We start from the raw sequence: 18,400 nt of genomic DNA, 5'->3' as shown, positions 1-18,400 counted from the left end.
GCTCTGCGCCGACCTTCTCGATGGGCAGCTCTGCTTCCATGCGGCGCTTTGCCAGGAAGTGCACCTTGCGGCCGCCGTTGGGGCTCATCTCGGTCAGGAACTCGGAAGCGAAGGTGCCGTCCTGGATCTCGGTCAGGACCTTCTTCATCTCCTTGCGGGTCTCCTCGGTGATCAGGCGCTTGCCGGTGCGGTAGTCGCCGTACTCGGCGGTGTTGGAGATGGAGTAGCGCATCTTGTTGAAGCCGCCCTCGTTGATCAGGTCAACGATGAGCTTCATCTCGTGGCAGGTCTCAAAGTAGGCCATCTCGGGGGCGTAGCCGGCCTCCACCAGCGTATCGAAGCCGGCGTGGATCAGCTCGCAGACGCCGCCGCACAGAACGGCCTGCTCGCCGAAGAGGTCGGTCTCGGTCTCTTCCTTGAAGGTGGTCTCGAGGATGCCCGCACGGCCGGCGCCGATGCCGGACGCATAGGCCAGCGCGATGTCCTTCGCCTTGCCGGTGTAGTCCTGCTCAACGCAGATCAGGCTGGGCACGCCGTGGCCCTCGACATACTGGCTGCGGACCGTGTGGCCGGGGCCCTTGGGCGCGATCATGATGACATCGACGTTGGCGGGCGGCACGATGGTCTTGAAGTGGATGTTGAAGCCGTGGGCAAACGCCAGGGCCTTGCCCTCCGTCATATGGGGCGCGACCTGGGCGTAGTAGATGTCGGCGCACAGTTCATCGGGAACCAGCATCATGACGATGTCGCCGGCCTTGGCGGCCTCCTCGACCTCCATGACCTTGAAGTTCGGATGGGTTTCCGCAAACTTGGCGGCCTTTTCCCAGTGGCCGGAACCTTTGCGCAGACCGACAACGACGTTGACGCCGCTCTCGGCCAGGTTCTCGGAATGGGCGTGGCCCTGGCTGCCGAAGCCGATGACGGCAACGGTCTTGCCGTCCAGCACGCCGAGGTTGCAGTCGGAATCGTAGTACTTGTGGATCGCCATGATGATTTCTCCTTTTTTTATCTGTTGTAATGTTCCAAATGCTTCTCTATATTTCAGCCGCAGGGGCTAAAATCGTCAGGTGGGGTTTGCGGGGGCACAGTGCGGGGCGTTGGGCAGCTGCACGGCCCGGATCTCCTGGGGAGGCTTCTGCATATGCGGATGTTTGCCGCCCCGCTCCAGCGCCGTCACGCCGGTGCGGCAGAGCTCCAGAATCTCATAGCCGTCAAACATTTTCAGGAAGGCGTCGATCTTCTCGGGCTTGCCGGTCAGCTCGAACACCATCGAATCGGGGGACAGATCAATGATCTTCGCCTTGTAGATGGCGGCGATCTCCCGCATTTCGGCGCGGGTGGGGGTGTCGCAGGCCACCTTGAGGAGCAGCAGTTCCCGCTGCAGGCTCTTTTCGGGGGTGAGTTCAAAGATCTGGCGCGTCACTTCGAGGCGCTCGGTCTGCAGAATCAGCTGGTTGATCGCGGCGTCGTCGCCGTGCAGCGTGACGGTGATGCGGCTGATCGTCGGGTCGTTGGTGGCCGAGACCGTCAGGCTTTCGATATTGAATCCGCGGCGGCAGAACAGGCTGGATACCCGTGCCAGAACGCCGTTCTGGTTGTCCACCAGCAGGCTGATGACCCGCCGAGGCGCCGCCGTGGGCGCCACTTTGCGGTTGTGATTGGGCTGCATGCCATTTCCCTCCTTATTCCATGATGATGTCTTCGACGTCGCAGCCGCCGGGGATCATCGGCAGGACCCGTTCATCCTTGCCGATGCGGCAGTCGATCCAGCTGGGGCCCTTCTGTTTGAGGGCGTCCGCAAAGACGGCGCGGAATTCTTCCGGCGTCTCGGCCCGGTAGCCCTTGGCGCCGAAGCCCTCGGCCACCTTGACGAAGTCGGTGCGGCGGTGGGGATCGGTGTTGGAGTAGCGGCCGCCGTAGAAGCTGGTCTGCCACTGACGCACCATGCCGAGCACCTGGTTGTTGAAGATGACCGTGATGATCGGCAGGCCGTAGCTGACGGCCGTGCAGCCCTCGTTGAGGTTCATGTGGAAGGACCCGTCGCCGGTCAGCATGATGACCCGCTGGTCCAGGCCCAGGGCCAGCTGGGCGCCGATCGCGGCGCCGTAGCCGAATCCCATCGTGCCGAGGCCGCCGCTCGTGATGAACCCGCGGCTCTTGGTGTGGTGGAGGTACTGGGCCGCCCACATCTGGTGCTGGCCCACGTCGGTGACATACACGGCATCGGGGCCGGCCTGGCGGCAGATCTCGGCGATCAGCTGGTGGGGCTTGAGCTCGGTGTCGCTGTCCTTGGGATGGTAGTCGTTGCGCTGCCATTCCCGGATCTGTTCCATCCAGACCTTGTGCTCGGTCTTTTCGACATAGGGCAGGATGGCCTGCAGGATATAGGAGGCATCGCCGGTCAGCGCCAGATCCACGGCGACATTCTTGCCCAGCTCGCTGGGGTCGATGTCGATCTGGATGATCTTGGCCTTGGAGGCGAATTTGTCGGGGTTGAGGGCCACCCGGTCGGAGAAGCGGGTGCCGGCCGCGATGACCAGGTCCGCCTCGGCGATGGCCTTGTTGGCCGCGTAGCAGCCGTGCATACCCAGCATGCCGAGGTTGTGCGGTTCGCCGTAGGAGAGGATGCCGGCCGCCATCAGGGTGTAGGTGGCGGGCATTCCGGTCTTTTCCAGCAGGTCGCGCAGCGGCTGGCAGCCCGCCGCACTGCGCACGCCGCCGCCGAAGTAGACGATGGGGCGCTCGGCCTCGTTGATCATCCGGGCGGCCTCTTTGACTTCCTCCTCGTCGTACTGGGTCACGGTGCGGATCAGCTCGGGCGAATGGGGGGTGAACTCACACTGTCCGGCGGTCACATCCTTGGGAATGTCCACGAGGACGGGGCCTTTGCGGCCGCTCTGCGCAATGCGGAAGGCGGCGCGCATCGTGTCGGCCAGGTCCTCGACCCGGCGGACCGTGAAGTTGTGCTTGGTGATGGGGAGGGTGATGCCCTCGATATAGGCTTCCTGGAAGCCGTCCCGGCCCAGCATGCTGGTGGGGACGTTGCCGGTGAAGGCCACCATGGGCACGCTGTCCATGTAGGCCGTCGCAATGCCGGTGACCAGGTTGGTGGCACCGGGGCCGCTGGTGGCCAGCACCACGCCGGTGCGTCCGGTGGCCCGGGCGTAGCCGTCCGCCGCATGGGCGGCGCCCTGTTCGTGGGCCGTGAGGATATGGCGGATGCGGTCGGAGTTTTTATACAGCTCGTCGTACAGATTCAGGACCGAACCGCCGGGATAACCGAAAATCGTATCCACGCCCTGTTCGGCAAGGACCTCCACAAAGATCTGGGAACCGTTCAAAACCATGGTGCTGACTCCTTCCTTTCTCTCTCTTTCACTCTTTCAATCTTTCACTGGCGGCCGCAACCGGCACTGCCGTCGGCCGGAAAAACGCAAAATAAAAAGGCCCTCGTCTCCTGTGCTTCACAAGAGACAAAGGCCGGATCGGCTCTCTGCGGTACCACTCTCATTGGCATTCTGCAATGCCCACTCTGCGGGCTTCCAACAAAGCCCCGCGCGGTAACGGGCGCACCCGGAACCGCCTACTGTCATTCGGCGATCCTGCTCGGGAACCAGTTCGCGGTGCGGTATCCCGCTGCCTTGCACCATCCGGCAGCTCTCTGCAGGGTCCTGCTCCGTTACTAACTTTCCTTCTCCACAGTTGGTTTTGTGATTTGTGGTAAATCATACCGCATTTTTTCGCCGTTGTCAACAGGTTTTTTGCGCTTTTGCCAAATTTGCTTGCACAGCGGCTCGGGAGCGATTATACTGGGGTTATATCTCATTGGGAAGGGGACAGGGAGTATGAAACTTGAGGATATGTCGGCCCGCCTGCGCGGGCTGGTGGTGTTCCGCGGAATTCTGAAAGCCGAGATCGTCGCACGGTTCCGCCGTCTGCTCGAGACGGTGAACGGCGCGCAGGGCATTGAAGCGGCCGCGGAGTTTGAGAACCTGCTGCTGGAGCAGGGCGGGGACTGGACGGCGGCGCTGCTGGATGTCATCCTGGAGGATGAGAATCTCTGCATCCGCCGGGCCGCGGACGGCGGCGCCGGACCGATCGCGTCCGCCTGCATGGACCGGGAGCTGGCCTTTCTGGAACAGCTGGGCGGCCTGACGCTGGACGATGTGACGGGCGGCAATCCGGCCTACGATTTCCTGCCGCGCTGGGCGACCCATCCGGCGGATTTCGCGGCGGCCTATGCGGCCCGTCTGGCCGAAGTGGGCGAAAAGGGATACGGCATGTTTGCGCGGTATCATGTCTTTACGGTGCAGGACGGCGAGCTGGTCCCGGTGCGCTACCCCGACCCCCAGCGGCTGGAAGAGCTACCGGGCTACGAGCAGGAGCGCGAAAAGATCATCGCCAACACCAAGGCGCTGCTGGCCGGTCTGCCCGCCAACAACGTACTGCTCTACGGCGACGCGGGCACCGGCAAGTCCAGCTCGGTCAAGGCCATCGCCAACGCCTTTGCGTCCCAGGGGCTGCGTCTGGTGGAGGTCAAGAAAAACCAGCTCTACCAGATTCCCGCCCTCATGGACACGCTGGCGCGCAATCCGCTCAAATTCATCCTCTTCATTGATGATCTGAGCTTTTCGTCCAACGACGACAACTTTGCGGCCCTCAAGGCCATTCTGGAAGGCAGTGTGGGCGGCCGCAGCCAGAACATTGCGGTCTACGCGACCTCCAACCGCCGCCATCTGATCAAGGAGACCATGACCGACCGCAGCGGGGATGATATCCACGAGGCGGACACCCGGCAGGAACTGATGAGCCTTTCGGCCCGGTTCGGTCTGACGGTCACCTTCCAGCGGCCCGACAAGGCCCGCTATGAGGCGATCCTGCTGGATCTGGCACGGCAGTACCGGGTGCAGATGCCGGCCGATCAGCTCTATCTCAAGGGCGAAGCCTTCGCGCTGCGCGCCGGGGGCCGCAGTCCCCGGGTAGCCAAGCAGTTCGTCGAGCTGCTGGCCGGCGGCGTGGCGCTCTGAGAAATGTTTTCAGGTCCTCTCGCTGACGAGCTTGAAGCCGTCGGCGGTGAGGGCTTTTTTGATGTCCTCGATCTGGGCGGCGTCCCGCGTCTCCAGCCCGAGTTTGAGGAAGCAGCTGGTCACCGTCATGTTGGGGTCGGCCAGGTCATACTGCACGCTGACCACGTTGGCGCCCAGCCCCGAGATGATCTCGCTGACGCGGGTCAGCTGGCCGGGTTTGTCCTCCAGCGCAATCATCAGGTTGGTCTTGCGGCCGCTCATCAGCAGGCCGCGGTTGATTACCCGGGAAAGGATGTTCACATCAATGTTGCCGCCCGAAATCAGGCAGACGGTCTTTTTGCCCTCGATGGGCAGTTTGCCGAACAGCGCCGCGGCGACCGACACCGCACCCGCGCCCTCGGCCACCAGCTTCTGGTTCTCCATCAGCGCCAGGATGGCGGCGGCAATCTCGTCCTCGCTCACCGTGACCATTCCGTCCACATACCTGCGGACCATCTCGTAGGTCTGCTCCCCCGGCGTCTTGACGGCAATGCCGTCCGCGAAGGTGTCCACCTGGTCCAGCGTCTCGTAAGTGCCGTCCCGGTAGGCGTTGACCATGCTGGGGGCACCGGCCGCCTGGACGCCGTAAATCTTCACCTCGGGGCGCAGGCTCTTGATCGCAAAGGCCACACCGGCAATCAGACCGCCGCCGCCCACCGGTACAATGACCGCATCGACGTCGGGCAACTGGTCGAGAATCTCCAGCCCGATGGTCCCCTGCCCTGCCATGACCAGCTCGTCATCGTAGGGGTGAATGAAGGTCATGCCGGTCTCCTGCTGAAGCTCGACGGCCCGGTCATGGGCGTCGTCGTATGCGCCCCGCACCAGCTCCACCTCGGCCCCAAGCCGGCGGGTGCTCTCCACCTTCATGATCGGCGCGCCGTCCGGCATGCAGACAATGCTGCGAATGCCCATCTGCGACGCCGCCAGCGCCACGCCCTGCGCATGGTTGCCGGCGCTGCAGGCAATGACGCCTCTGGCACGCTCTTCCTCGGAGAGCTGGCTGATCTTGTAGTAGGCGCCGCGCACCTTGAAACTGCCGGTGAGCTGCAGGTTTTCGGTCTTCAGGTAGAGGTCGCTGCTGCTGTTCAGCCGTGAGGCCGCAATCAGATCGGTCCGGCGGGCCACGTCGCGCAGCACAAAGGCCGCATGGTAGATTTTGTCCAGTGTGAGCATGGTTGTGTAATTCCTTCCTGACAAGTCCGGTCCTCCCAGAGGGACACAACGGCGGCACCCGCCTGCGCGGGGCCGCCGCCGTCGCTTCCTTCCTCGGAGGGACGATACTGTTGATTATAGTTGAATTGTTTTGATTTGTAAAGTGAATTCTTTTCACTGTCTGATTTTGAGCAGCGCTCTGCCTGAAATTTCCTGCCGCTTTTCACCAAATTGACAACAAAACCACCAAAAACGATGGGGCAATCTTGTGCTTGTATACACTTTTTTGGCGGGGAGGAATCGGCTATAATGTATGTATACAAGGGATGGCGGGGACCGAAATCCGGCCCGGCCGTACGTCCCGGAAACAAGGAGGTTCCCGCCCATGGACATTCGTTATTCCTGCAATCAGCGCGATTTCAAGCGCTACACGACCCAGGAAGTCCGCGATGAGTTCCTGATCACCGGCCTGTACAAAGCCGACGAGATCGTCGCGGTGTACAGCCATGTGGACCGCATGGTCACGCTGGGCTGCATGCCGGTCAAGGAAGTTGTTCCCATTGACAAGGGCATTGACGTCTGGGCCAATTTCGGCACCCATTATTTCCTCGAGCGCCGCGAGATCGGCATTTTCAACATCGGGGAAGGCGCCGGCACGATCACGGCGGACGGTGTCAGCTACCATCTGGGGTACAAGGATTGCCTGTACATCACCCAGGGCACCCGCGAAGTGACCTTTGCCAGTGACGATGCCGCCAAGCCGGCCAAGTTCTACATGGTCAGCGCGCCGGCCCATTGCCGGTATGAGACCCGGCTGATCACCCTGGCAGACGCCGCCAAGCGCCCGCTGGGCAGCCTGGAGACCTGCAACAAGCGCACCATCAACCAGTTCATCCATCCCAGCGTCCTCAAGACCTGCCAGCTCTCGATGGGCATGACGGCTCTGGAGCCGGGCAGCAACTGGAACACGATGCCCAGCCACACCCACGAGCGCCGCATGGAGATCTACACCTACTTCGAGATTCCCGAAGGCCAGGCGGTGTTCCATATGTGCGGCGAACCCACCGAGACCCGCCACATCGTGATGCACAACTATGACGCGGTGATCAGCCCGTCCTGGAGCATCCACAGCGGCGTCGGCACGTCCAACTACACCTTCATCTGGGCCATGGGCGGCGAGAACATGGAGTTTGACGACATGGACAACATCGCCACCACCGACCTGCGCTGAGGCGCATTTTCCATCCGTATCCCGCCGCCATTGTGGCGGCAGATAACTCACATCCATACACAGGAGGTAAGAGATATGTCCGTCTGCACCCCGAAATCTTTTGACCTGACCGGCAAGATTGCTCTGGTCACCGGCGCTTCCTACGGCATCGGCTTCGCCATTGCTACCGCTATGGCGAACTGCGGCGCCACCATCGTTTTCAACGACATCAAGCAGGAGCTCGTTGACAAGGGCCTGGCCGCCTACAAAGAGGCCGGCATCGACGCGCACGGCTACGTCTGCGACGTCACCAACGAGGAGGCTGTCAACGCCTTCATCAAGCAGGTCACCGAAGAAGTCGGCCACATCAACGTGCTGGTCAACAACGCCGGCATCATCAAGCGCATCCCGATGTGCGACATGACCGCCGCTCAGTTCCGTCAGGTCATCGACGTTGACCTGAACGCTCCGTTCATCGTCTCCAAGGCCGTCATTCCCGATATGATCGCGCAGGGCGGCGGCAAGATCATCAACATCTGCTCCATGATGAGCGAGCTCGGCCGTGAGACCGTCTCCGCTTACGCCGCTGCCAAGGGCGGCCTGAAGATGCTGACCAAGAACATCGCTTCCGAGTACGGCGCCTACAACATCCAGTGCAACGGCATCGGACCTGGCTACATCGCCACTCCGCAGACCGCTCCGCTGCGTGAGATCCAGCCGGACGGCAGCCGTCATCCCTTCGATCAGTTCATCATCGCCAAGACCCCGGCCGGCCGCTGGGGTGAGGCCAGCGACCTGGGCGGCCCCGCCGTCTTCCTGGCTTCCGAGGCTTCCGATTTCGTCAACGGCCTGATCCTGTACGTTGACGGCGGCATCCTGGCCTACATCGGCAAGCAGCCGGGCTGATCCAGCCATCGAATCCCAACGATCTTCTGATCCGCAGCCGGATGCGACAGCATCCGGCTGTTTTTTAACCCTGTAAGAAGCAAAAAAAGCCCGTCTTTGCTCTCGTCTGATTGTAAGAGCAAAGGTGGACTTTTTTGCTTCTACCGACCCGGGGGTCCAGGGGGGGTATCCCCCCTGGGCGCGGGCCCGCTGCGTCGCAACAGCGGCAGTTTTCTCGGTTCCTCTTTTGCTGCCAAAAGAGGAATCGCCCACCAAAGCCCGACGCCCCCGGGAAGGCCTGCGGCGGTTCGAGGCGGGAGGTGAAAGGGGTGAGAGGGGGGCGGGGGTAAGGTAAGGCAGTGAGGGGCGGGCGGCTGCTCGCGGAAAGTGGGGGGGCCCGCGGCCGGGCGGGGTGGGCGGCATCCGGCGGGGTGACGGGCCGGGAGAGGCGCGACAGGGCGAATAGAGGAAACCGGGGCGGCGGGCTTTGCGAGGTGAGCGGTGAAGGGTCGGGCGGCTGCTCGCGGAAAGTGGGGGCCCGCGGCCGGGCAGGGTGGACGGCATCCGGCAAGGTGACGGGCCAGGAGAGGCGCGACAAAGCGAACAGAGAAAACCGGGGGCGGCGGGCTTTGCGGGGTGAGCGGTGAAGGGTCGGACGGCTGCTCGCGGAAAGCAGGAGCCCGTCCCCTGTCACCGGTCTGGCCGGATTGCTGACGCCGGGCAGCGGCTGGCGGCCCTTTATAATAAAGGTTGCTTTTGCGACAAAAAGGAGCGGCAGATGCACGGTCTGCCGCTCCTTGTGCTGCCCGGATCAACGGGCTATGAAGATCTGATTATTTTGCAGCTGCCTTCTCGCTGTTCTTTTCGCTCTTGGCGTAGGACTTCAGCGAGTTGACAACGATGGTCAGGCCGAGGGCGATGAGCAGGACGGCCAGGATCAGCTGCAGGCCCTCCACCATGAAGGTGCCGCTGCCGGTGCTGAACGCCTTGACCAGCGCGATCAGGCGCTCAACCAGGGCCGTGAAGGTCACGCACAGCATGATGACCAGCGGGACAAACAGCATCTTGTTGCTGCGGCCCGTCACCTTGAGGAAGACGCAGAGGGTGACGAGGACCAGCGCGGAGAGCAGCTGGTTGGCGGAACCGAAGAGGGGCCAGATGTTGGAGTAGCCGATCTTGGTCAGGATGAAGCCGAACACCAGCGTGATGATGGTGGAGAAATAGACGTTGCAGAACAGCTTGCGCCAGGGCTCGGCATGTTCCATATCGTCAACGCTGAACAGCTCCTGGAAGCTCATACGGCCGATACGGGCCACGGCATCCAGACTGGTCAGAGCCAGAGCGGAAACGCACATCGTCATAAAGACGGTTGCCACATAGACAGGCACGCCGAACATCTCGAAGAAGCCGGCAACGCCGCGGCTGAAGATCTGGAACGGGGTACCGGCGGCCGGGGTGCCGTCCGCAGCGGCGGAAGCACCGGCAACGCAGAGCGCCAGCACCGCCAGCAGGCTTTCGAGGACCATGGCGCCGTAGCCAACCTTGAGCATATCCTTCTCGTTCTCGACGGTCTTGGAAGAAGTGCCGGAGGAAACCAGGCTGTGGAAGCCGGAAACCGCACCGCAGGCCACCGTGACGAAGAGGATCGGGAACAGATCGCCGAGGCTCTCGTTGTGGAAGCCGGTGAAGGCCGGCAGGTTCATCGTGGGATGCGCAACCAGCAGACCGATGACGGCGCCGGCGATCATGCAGATGAACATGAAGGTGGTCATGTAGTCACGGGGCTGTTTGAGCAGCCACATCGGGACAACCGCTGCGAAGAAGATGTAGACGAAGGTGATGTAGCTCCAGGCATCCTGGTTGAGTTCCAGCGGGAAGGCCATGCCGATGGCGAAGGAAGCCACGATGCAGACAATGCCGACAACCGCTTCTTTCCAGCCGGAGAGGTTGAACTTCTTCTGGAGCAGGCCGAAGACCACGGCGAATACCATGAACATGATGGAGACCACGCCGGCAGCGCCATTGGTGCGGGCCGCTTCGGTCAGCGCGCCCTCGGCATCAAAAGCGTTGAAGGTGCCGGCGACCATGTCGGCGAAGGCGGCAATGACCAGCAGCGTGAAGAGCCAGCAGAACAGCAGGAACAGCTTGCGGCCCAGCTTGCCGATGTACTTTTCGATCAGCATGCCCATGGACTTGCCATCGTTCTTGACGGAAGCGTACAGCGCGCCAAAGTCGGTGACAGCGCCGAAGAAGATGCCGCCCAGCAGCACCCAGAGCAGGACGGGCAGCCAGCCGAAGGCCGCAGCCTGGATGGCACCGGTGACGGGGCCCGCGCCGGCAATGGAGGAGAACTGATGGCTGAAAACCGTCCAGCCGTTGGTGGGGACGTAGTCCTTGCCGTCGTTCAGGCGGACGGCCGGCGTTTTGGCCTGGGGATCAACGCCCCAGGTCCGAGCCAGCCAGCGGCCATACAGCATATACGCGCACACGAGTGCCACGGCCGCGATCAGTACGATTACGAGTGTGTTCATGATATCCCTTCTCTTTCCCAAATGTGAAATGACCTTCATCCGCCAAACCGCCGCGGCAGGGGGCAAAAAAAATGCCCTCGCCTTTGCCTGACAGCACCCCGACTGGTGCTGCCGCGCAAAGACGAAGGCAAAAACCGTGCGGGGCGCACTGCCCGCCACGGATGCTTCCGCGTTACCACTTTGCTTGCCGGGGGTTTGGCCCGGCCTCTCGCCCGCGTTCGCGCATCGCACAATGCGCTCCCGCGTTCCCTGCTAACGGAAGGGTTCCGGCAACGACTACCCAGCGACGGAACCCCCGGGAGTTCCATCGTCTTCGCCGCTGCTGCTCCCAGGTGAGAACCTGCCCGCGCTCTGCTGCCGCCTCGCACATCCGACGGCTTTCTGTAAGCGGTGATACGGGGAAGTCATGTCCTGTTCACGGCATTTGACGGATGAATTGTTAATACTTTAGTCCCTTGAATTCGGTTTGTCAAGACACTTTATTTGCACTTTTGCTTTTTTGTCAAATGAGATATATTTTGTTGTTCTGGTCCGGTCGAATGTTGGTGAAATTGTGAACAAATTTTGAGCAAAGAACAGACAAAACCCCCGGTATCTGTTCGATACCGGGGGCAAACGGAGTGCAATTCTCAGTCGATCGTGACGCTCCAGGCAAAGGTCTTGCTGTCGCCGGGGGCCAGTTCCTCATGGCGGCCCGGCTCGTTGACGCTGTTGGCCCAGCCGTTCCAGGGTTCCATGCAGACAAAGCGCTCGGCATCCTGCTGCCACAGCACGCCCTTGCCGAACACCGCCTCGTCAAAGGCGACGGTCACGGTGTGGCCGTTGCCGTCGTCGTGCAGCACCATCGGGCTCTTGACGCCGGTGAGCAGACGGATGGAGTCGGCAGACCCCTCCTTGCGGGTCAGCGTGATGACCGCGGGCGCGGCGGGCTGCTCGCCCTTGGCGTCCTCGGAGCAGGTGGCGGCATCAATCGTGAAATGGACGTTCTCCAGCGCGGAGGCCGCAAAATAGGGATGGAAGCCCACGCTGAACGGCAGCGGATCGGCGCCGGTGTTGCGGACGGTCAGTTCGAGGCCGGCACGGCTGCCCTGCAGCGTATAGCGCATCTCGAGCAGGAAATCAAAGGGATAGACAAACTTGGTCAGGCCGTTGGGGGCCAGGGTCAGCACGATCTCGTCGTCGCTGGCCGTCTTGACCTGCCAGGGCAGCAGGTCGGCAAAGCCGTGGACCTCCATCGGGTAGTCCGCGCCGCGGAAATGATGCACGCCGCCGTCCGGCTTGCTGCAGCTGGGGAAGAGGATGGGAATGCCGCAGCGGGGACGGTCGGTGGATTCAAAGTTGCCGTCACGCAGCCAGAGATACTCCTCCCCGCCCTTGGTGAAGGAGGTGGCCATTCCGCCCTTTTCGGGCGTGACGGTCAGGGCATAGTCGCCGTCGGTCAGCGTGAGAGTGGCATAGCGGGCCTGATACTTTTCATAGGTCCCGGTGCTGAGTTTGGACATGGAAATTTCTCCTTTCCTGGGGGAGCCGGCGCTCCCGTTTGTGCCCATTATACCACGAATTACAGCACAACGCCATCTTTGAAGATGGAGATCTCGCGGAAACCTTTCTGCTCGGCGCAGGTCTTTTTGCCGGAGGCCACCTCCAGCACCAGGTGCAGCAGGTCGGCGCCGGCTTCGTCAAGGGTCTTTTCGCCGTCCGCCACAACGCCGGCGTTGAAGTCGATCCAGGTCTTTTTGCGGGCAGCCAGCTGGCTGTTGGTCGCAATCTTGAGGGTCGGGGCCGGGGCGCCGAACGGCGTGCCGCGGCCGGTGCTGAAGAGGATCAGGTGGGCGCCGGCCGCCGTGAGCGCCGTGGCCGAAACCAGGTCGTTGCCGGGACCGTAGAGCATGTTCAGGCCCTTGGTGGTGACGGAGTCGCCGTAGCCGATCACGTCCATGATGGGCGCACTGCCGCCCTTCTGGACACAGCCGCAGGACTTGTCCTCCAGCGTCGTGATGCCGCCCTGCTTGTTGCCCGGGCTGGGGTTGTCGTAGACCACCTCGTTGTGGCTGATGAAATATTCCTTGAAGCCGTTGATCATCCGGACAGCCTTGTCAAAGACCTCCCGGCTGCAGCAGCGGTCCATCAGGAAGCCCTCGGCGCCGAACATCTCGGGCACCTCGGTCAGGACGGTGGAGCCGCCCCGGGCGACCAGCATATCGCTGAACCGGCCGATCGTCGGGTTGGCCGTGATGCCGGACAGGCCGTCCGAGCCGCCGCACTTCATGCCCACAACCAGCTCGCTGGCCGGGATGGGCTCGCGGTGGAACTGGCCGGCGTAGGCCGCCAGCTCCTTGAGGATCTCGCGGCCCGCCACCAGCTCGTCCTCCACATCCTGGCAGGTCAGGAACCGGATGCGGTCATGGTCGTACTCGCCCAGTTCGGCCAGGAACTGCTCATGGGTCAGGTTCTCGCAGCCCAGCGAGAGGACAAGCACCGCCCCGGCGTTGGGATGGCGGCAGAGCGCGGCCAGCAGCTTGCGGGTCTGGGCATGGTCATGGCCGGTCTGGGAGCAGCCGAAGGGATGGGTGAAGGTGTACAGGCCGTCAATGCTGCCGGTGACGAGGTCCTGGTTTTCCCGCACCAGGGCCTTGGCGCAGTCGTTGACACAGCCCACCGTGGGGATGATCCAGATTTCGTTGCGGATGGCGGCCCGGCCGTCGCGGCGGCGGTAGCCCTGGAAGGTCTCGGGCTGCACGGGGGCCAGCGGGTGCACGTTGGGATGGTAGGTGTACTCCATCTCGCCGGACAGGTTGGTCTTGATGTTGTGGGTGTGCATCCAGGTGCCGGGCTGCGCGTCGGCGGTGGCATGGCCGATCGCAAAGCCGTACTTGATGACGTTTTCGCCCGCCGCGATGGGGGCAACGGCCATCTTGTGGCCCTGGGGGATGTCCTCGAGGGCCGTCACGGTGCCGCCCTCGACCGGCACGGCGGTGCCTTTGGCGATGGGATGCAGCGCCACAACCACGTTGTCGCTGGGATGGATATGAATGGCAAGGGGCATGGGAGTTCCTCCTATTCTTTGTGTCACAGAAAAAGGGGCCGGAGCCATGCTCCGGCCCCCTTGGGGTTGGTGTTTACAGGCAGGATGCGTAGGCAGCCTTGGCGCCCTGTTCCCGGATCATCGTCAGGTTCTTGACCGTGGCGGCCTCGAAGCCCTCGACGGCGGTCAGGTCCTGGCCCCACATCTGCTCGTTGGTCATGACGGCATGGACCAGGGTCGGGATATCGTCGTTGCGGTGATCGTAGTAGAATTCCAGCACCCAGCGGTCATCCGACACGGTGTACTCGTTGCCGGCGGGGCGCTTGCAGACCAGGCCCTGCTCGGTCAGTCGCTGGATGTCGTTGGAGTAGAAGGCAATATAGGCCGCAAAGCTCATCGTCAGGCAGGTGGGCAGCTTGCCGTTCTTCTCGACATACTCGAGGAAGGACGGCATATTGCGGGCACGCCACTTGGAGGTGGAGTTCAGGCTGATGCTCATCAGCTCATGGTTGACAAAGGGGTTGTTGAAGCGGTCCTGGACGGCCGCGGCGAACTGCTTGCAGTCCTCCTGGTCGAGCGGCAGGATGGGCACAACTTCCTCGAGCAGCATCTTGTTCATGTAGCCGAGGATGGTCTCATCGTGCATGCAGTCGCGCACGATGTCGAAGCCGGCCAGATAGGCGCCCAGCACAAAGCCGGTATGGGCGCCGTTGAGGATGCGAACCTTGCGTTTCTTGTAGGGGGTCATGTCGGGCGTGACAAAGACCTTGCTCTCGAGACCGGCCTTGCGGAAGGGCAGCACGTCGTTGAGCGCGGGATCGCCCTCGATGACCCAGACGCCGAACACTTCGCCCACGTCGAGCAGCGGATCGGCATAGCCATGTTTTTCTTCGAGCTCGGCGACCTCCTTGGGGTCACGGATGCGGCCCGGAACAATGCGGTCGACCAGCGAGCCGCAGAAAGTGCAATCTTTGTTCACATAGCTGCGGAACCCGTCGTCGAGGCCCCACTGGTCGATGTACTGGTTGACGCACTTGAGCAGCTCTTTGCCGTTGTTGTCGATCAGCTCGCAGGCGAGCATCAGGATGCCCTTCTTGCCGGCCTGATAGCGGTGGTACAGCACCTGGGTCAGCTTGGCCGGGAAGCTGGAGGGCGGGCAGTCGCTGAGCTGGCAGGCCGGGTCGTAGACGATGCCGGCTTCGGTGGTGTTGGAGACAATGATCTCGAGATCGTCCGAGGCGGCCACTTCCATCATCTTGGCGTAGTCGTCCTGCTCGTAGGGGTTCAGGCAGCGGGAAACGCTGGAAATAACCCGCTTGTCATCGACTTTTTTGCCATCCTGGCTGCCGCGCAGGTACAGCGTGTACAGGCCCTGCTGGGCGTTGATCATCTTGGCCAGGCCGGGAGCGATGGGCTGCACGAGAACGCATTTCCCGTTCCAGCCGGCCTTCTCGTTGGCCAGGTCAAACCAGTAATCCACAAATGCGCGCAGGAAGTTGCCCTCGCCGAACTGCAGGACTTTTTCCGGCGCATCCTTCAGGATATACCCCTGGTAGCCGGATTTTTCAAGGACTTCATAATTCAAAGTTTCCATTGGAAATTCTCTCCTTCGCCTCTGTTTTTCTGCGCGCGGGCAGCGCGCCTGTTTGGATTCATTGTATTTTTTTTTGCACGCGGCGTCAAGATTCTTTGCAAAACGACCGCACATATTTTGCGCTTCTTTTTTGGTTTTTTTTGCTTTCCGCGTTTTGCACAAGCGTTCGTCGGTATTTTTGGTAGTTTTTGCGCCAAGAGGGCAAGATTTGCAACTTGTTCAACGGCGCGCAACTATGTATAATAGTATCAGCTTATGTTCTATTCATCCGTCAGGACAGCGCATGATCGGTGCTGTTTGTCCCGACAAACATCAGCAAAGGAGCCGTATTATGAAAGCATTTATGGACAAGGATTTCCTGTTGGAGACCCCTACCGCACAGCATCTTTACCATGATTATGCCGAAAAGCTGCCCATTGTGGACTATCACTGCCATATTCCCCCGCAGGAGATCTATGAGGACCGCCGGTTTGAGAATATCGCACAGGTCTGGCTGGGCGGCCATCAGGTCCTGGCCGACGGGTCGGACTACTACTTCGGCGACCACTACAAGTGGCGTGTCATGCGCTCCAACGGCGTGCCCGAAGAGTACATCACCGGCGACAAACCCGACCGTGAGCGGTTCCAGAAGTTTGCCGAGGCGCTGGAAATGGCCATCGGCAACCCGATGTACACCTGGTGCCATCTGGAGCTGAAGAAGTACTTCGGCTATGAAGGTGTCCTCAACGGCGACACCGCCGAGGAAGTGTGGAACCTCTGCAACGACAAGCTGCAGCATGATCCCAAGATGACGGTCCGCGGCCTGATCGAGCAGAGCAACGTCGCGATGGTCGGCACCACCGATGACCCCGCTGACGACCTGATCTGGCACAAGAAGATCAAGGAAGACCCCTCCATCAAGGTGGTTGTGGCGCCCTCCTTCCGTCCCGACAAGGCGCTGAACATCCGCAAGGAAGGCTTTGCCGACTACATCCACAAGCTGGAAGGCGTGGTGGGCCGCACCTTCGCCTGCGCCGACTGCGTTGTCAAGGCGCTGGACGAGCGTCTGCAGTTCTTTGTGGAGATGGGCTGCCGTGCCTCCGACCACGGCCTGGACTATGTGCCGTATGTCGAGACCGACGCCGACAAGGCGACCGCCGCCTTCAAGAAGGCGATGGCCGGCGAGCCGCTGACCCAGGCCGAGGGCGATGCCTACACGACCTACCTGCTGCTGGCCCTGGGCCGTCTGTACAAGAAATACAACGTTGTGATGCAGATTCATTACAGCTGCCTGCGCAACGTCAACCAGAAGATGTACCGCAAGCTCGGCCCCGATACCGGCTACGATATGATCGCCGTGACGGACGGCAGCGCCTCCATCAGCAGCCTGCTGAGCAAGCTGACCGAGACCGACGAGTGCCCCAAGGTCATCCTGTACAGCCTGAACCCCGCCGACTTTGACATGCTGGGCACCATTCTGGGCGCCTTCCAGGACGACGAGGTTCCCGGCAAGATCCAGCTGGGCTCCGCCTGGTGGTTCTGCGACACCGACGACGGCATGTATCAGCAGATGAAGACGCTGGCGCGTCTGGGCCTGCTGGGCAACTTCATCGGCATGCTGACCGACAGCCGCAGCTTCCTGAGCTACACCCGCCACGAGCTGTTCCGCCGCCTGATGTGCAACCTGATCGGCAACTGGGTCGAGAACGGCCAGTATCCCGCCAACGAGGCTTCGCTCAAGAAGATCGTCGAGGGCATCAGCTACTACAACGCCAAACGGTATTTCCGCCTGTAATTTCCCGGGATCTGTCCGGACTGCGGAATTTCTGCGCATGAGAAACGGCGCGGACGGTATGACTGCCGTCCGCGCCGTTTTTTGTATTGCATCAGGCCAGGCGGCCTTCTCAGTCCTCGGTCCGCCAGCCCTTGGCCAGATCCACCCAGCCCGCAAAGTGGCTGACCGCCCCTTCCAGCTCGGGCACCGTCAGGCGGACGGCGGAGCTGGCCGTGCCCGCCGCCGGGTAGACGACGGAAAAGCGGCGCAGGCTCTCGTCCAGATAGACCGGTACCCCGTCGGGCAAAGCAAAGGGGCAGACGCCGCCCATCGGATGCCCCACCCGTGCGGGCAGCTCATCGGGGCGGATCATGACGGCCTTGGTGTGGAACTGCGCCTTGTAGCGCGCATTGTCCACCTTGCCGTCACCGGCCATGACCACCAGCACCGCCCCGCCGTTGACCAGGAAGGCCATCGTCTTGGCGATCCGCGCCTCCTCGCAGCCCAGGTCCGCCGCGGCCTGCGCGACGGTGGCCGAACTGGCATCAAATTCTATGACACGGTCGGCCAGTCCCCGCTGTGCCAGATCCTCTTTGACAGCCTCTATCGACATAACTTCTTCTCCCCCTCAGTCCGGCTTTCCCAGCAGCACGGTACGGATATAGTGAAAACAGGCGTCCTCGCCCTGATCGCGCAGAATTTTCAGACAGGTTTCCAGCTGTTCCCGGGTCTCGGGATGGAGCAGGTAATGGTCCCGACTGTGCGCGTAGTACTCCCACGCCGTGGCGTCGGTGTAGGCATCGCCCTTGTAATTCTTGCTCGCGGCAATCCGGTCGCAGACCATCTCGGCCACATAGCGTTCCGGCATCCGCATCCCCGTCATGGCGTGATCGCCGTCGGGGGCGTAGTCAATCCAGTATTCCAGATGGTGGCGGTTGCGCCCCTTATGGTGCAGCCAGGCCGCCGAATACCCCTCGGCGCGGCGCTGGGCGTTGTTGGGGCTGCAGGTTCCCTGCCAGTACTTGGCGCCCGCCAGGAACTCCACCGGCGAGAGCTTGCTCAGGTCGTGGGTCAGCCCCTGCCAGTACAGCCCACACCGGAAGCAGTTGCGCAGCACCAGCATTTTGTGATGATGAATCGTTTTATAATGTTTGATGGGGTGCCACAAGGCTTTCCCCTCC

The 18,400-nt window shown here is 61.9% G+C and carries 14 protein-coding genes; 4 read left to right on the top strand and 10 right to left on the bottom strand.

Annotated elements, in window-relative coordinates:
* From ilvC to ilvB, 3 genes are all read right to left on the bottom strand, one after another.
* A partial coding sequence (ilvC, locus tag U0L91_RS07445; RefSeq protein WP_330045710.1) for a ketol-acid reductoisomerase occupies positions 1-988 on the bottom strand: 988 nt, incomplete at its 3' end.
* A 75-nt stretch (positions 989-1,063) separates the two neighbouring features.
* Entirely contained in the window at positions 1,064-1,669 is a 606-nt protein-coding gene (gene ilvN, locus U0L91_RS07440; RefSeq protein WP_330045707.1) for an acetolactate synthase small subunit, read from the bottom strand.
* Positions 1,670-1,682: 13 nt separating this feature from the next.
* Positions 1,683-3,347, bottom strand: a complete 1,665-nt coding sequence (ilvB, locus tag U0L91_RS07435) for a biosynthetic-type acetolactate synthase large subunit (RefSeq protein ID WP_330045705.1) — start codon at positions 3,345-3,347, stop codon at positions 1,683-1,685.
* A 498-nt stretch (positions 3,348-3,845) separates the two neighbouring features.
* Between ilvB and U0L91_RS07430 the strand changes: the two genes are divergently transcribed.
* Positions 3,846-5,027: an ATP-binding protein gene (locus tag U0L91_RS07430; protein ID WP_330045703.1), complete on the top strand. Its 1,182-nt coding sequence runs from the start codon at positions 3,846-3,848 to the stop codon at positions 5,025-5,027.
* Between the two features lie 9 nt (positions 5,028-5,036).
* On the opposite strand, the gene ilvA is transcribed toward U0L91_RS07430, so the two are convergent.
* The gene (gene ilvA / locus U0L91_RS07425; protein ID WP_330045701.1) at positions 5,037-6,242 is read right to left on the bottom strand and encodes a threonine ammonia-lyase; all 1,206 of its coding nucleotides are present in this window, start codon (positions 6,240-6,242) and stop codon (positions 5,037-5,039) included.
* A gap of 364 nt (positions 6,243-6,606) precedes the next feature.
* On the opposite strand from ilvA, the gene kduI reads away from it, so the two are divergent.
* On the top strand, positions 6,607-7,452 hold the full coding sequence (gene kduI, locus U0L91_RS07420) for a 5-dehydro-4-deoxy-D-glucuronate isomerase (protein ID WP_330045699.1): 846 nt from the start codon (positions 6,607-6,609) through the stop codon (positions 7,450-7,452).
* A 75-nt stretch (positions 7,453-7,527) separates the two neighbouring features.
* Positions 7,528-8,337 (top strand): gluconate 5-dehydrogenase, encoded by an 810-nt coding sequence (locus U0L91_RS07415; RefSeq protein WP_330045697.1) that lies wholly within the window; start codon positions 7,528-7,530, stop codon positions 8,335-8,337.
* Between the two features lie 812 nt (positions 8,338-9,149).
* Here U0L91_RS07415 and U0L91_RS07410 read toward each other — a convergent pair.
* The 4 genes from U0L91_RS07410 to U0L91_RS07395 all read right to left on the bottom strand — a co-directional run bounded on the left by U0L91_RS07410 (position 9,150) and on the right by U0L91_RS07395 (position 15,466).
* A complete protein-coding gene (locus tag U0L91_RS07410; protein ID WP_330045695.1) occupies positions 9,150-10,847 on the bottom strand; it encodes a carbon starvation CstA family protein in 1,698 nt (565 codons plus the stop codon).
* A gap of 629 nt (positions 10,848-11,476) precedes the next feature.
* A complete protein-coding gene (locus U0L91_RS07405; RefSeq protein ID WP_330045693.1) occupies positions 11,477-12,349 on the bottom strand; it encodes an aldose epimerase family protein in 873 nt (290 codons plus the stop codon).
* A 59-nt stretch (positions 12,350-12,408) separates the two neighbouring features.
* Positions 12,409-13,893, bottom strand: a complete 1,485-nt coding sequence (locus U0L91_RS07400; protein WP_330045690.1) for a UxaA family hydrolase — start codon at positions 13,891-13,893, stop codon at positions 12,409-12,411.
* Positions 13,894-13,966: 73 nt separating this feature from the next.
* A complete protein-coding gene (locus tag U0L91_RS07395; protein ID WP_330045688.1) occupies positions 13,967-15,466 on the bottom strand; it encodes a tagaturonate reductase in 1,500 nt (499 codons plus the stop codon).
* A gap of 331 nt (positions 15,467-15,797) precedes the next feature.
* On the opposite strand from U0L91_RS07395, the gene uxaC reads away from it, so the two are divergent.
* A complete protein-coding gene (gene uxaC, locus U0L91_RS07390) occupies positions 15,798-17,240 on the top strand; it encodes a glucuronate isomerase (RefSeq protein WP_330045687.1) in 1,443 nt (480 codons plus the stop codon).
* Between the two features lie 109 nt (positions 17,241-17,349).
* Here uxaC and U0L91_RS07385 read toward each other — a convergent pair whose 3' ends face one another.
* Together U0L91_RS07385 and U0L91_RS07380 are read right to left on the bottom strand one after the other, a co-directional pair.
* Positions 17,350-17,832 carry a YbaK/EbsC family protein gene (locus U0L91_RS07385; protein WP_330045685.1) on the bottom strand — a complete coding sequence of 161 codons (483 nt, stop codon included), beginning with the start codon at positions 17,830-17,832 and terminating at the stop codon, positions 17,350-17,352.
* 15 nt (positions 17,833-17,847) lie between these two features.
* Entirely contained in the window at positions 17,848-18,387 is a 540-nt protein-coding gene (locus U0L91_RS07380; RefSeq protein WP_330045683.1) for a DUF5662 family protein, read from the bottom strand.
* Positions 18,388-18,400: the final 13 nt, after the last annotated feature.

This window comes from Gemmiger sp., from assembly GCF_036306485.1.
In the GTDB taxonomy this organism is placed as follows: domain Bacteria; phylum Bacillota; class Clostridia; order Oscillospirales; family Ruminococcaceae; genus Gemmiger.
This window is presented reverse-complemented; position numbering and strand designations above follow the sequence as displayed.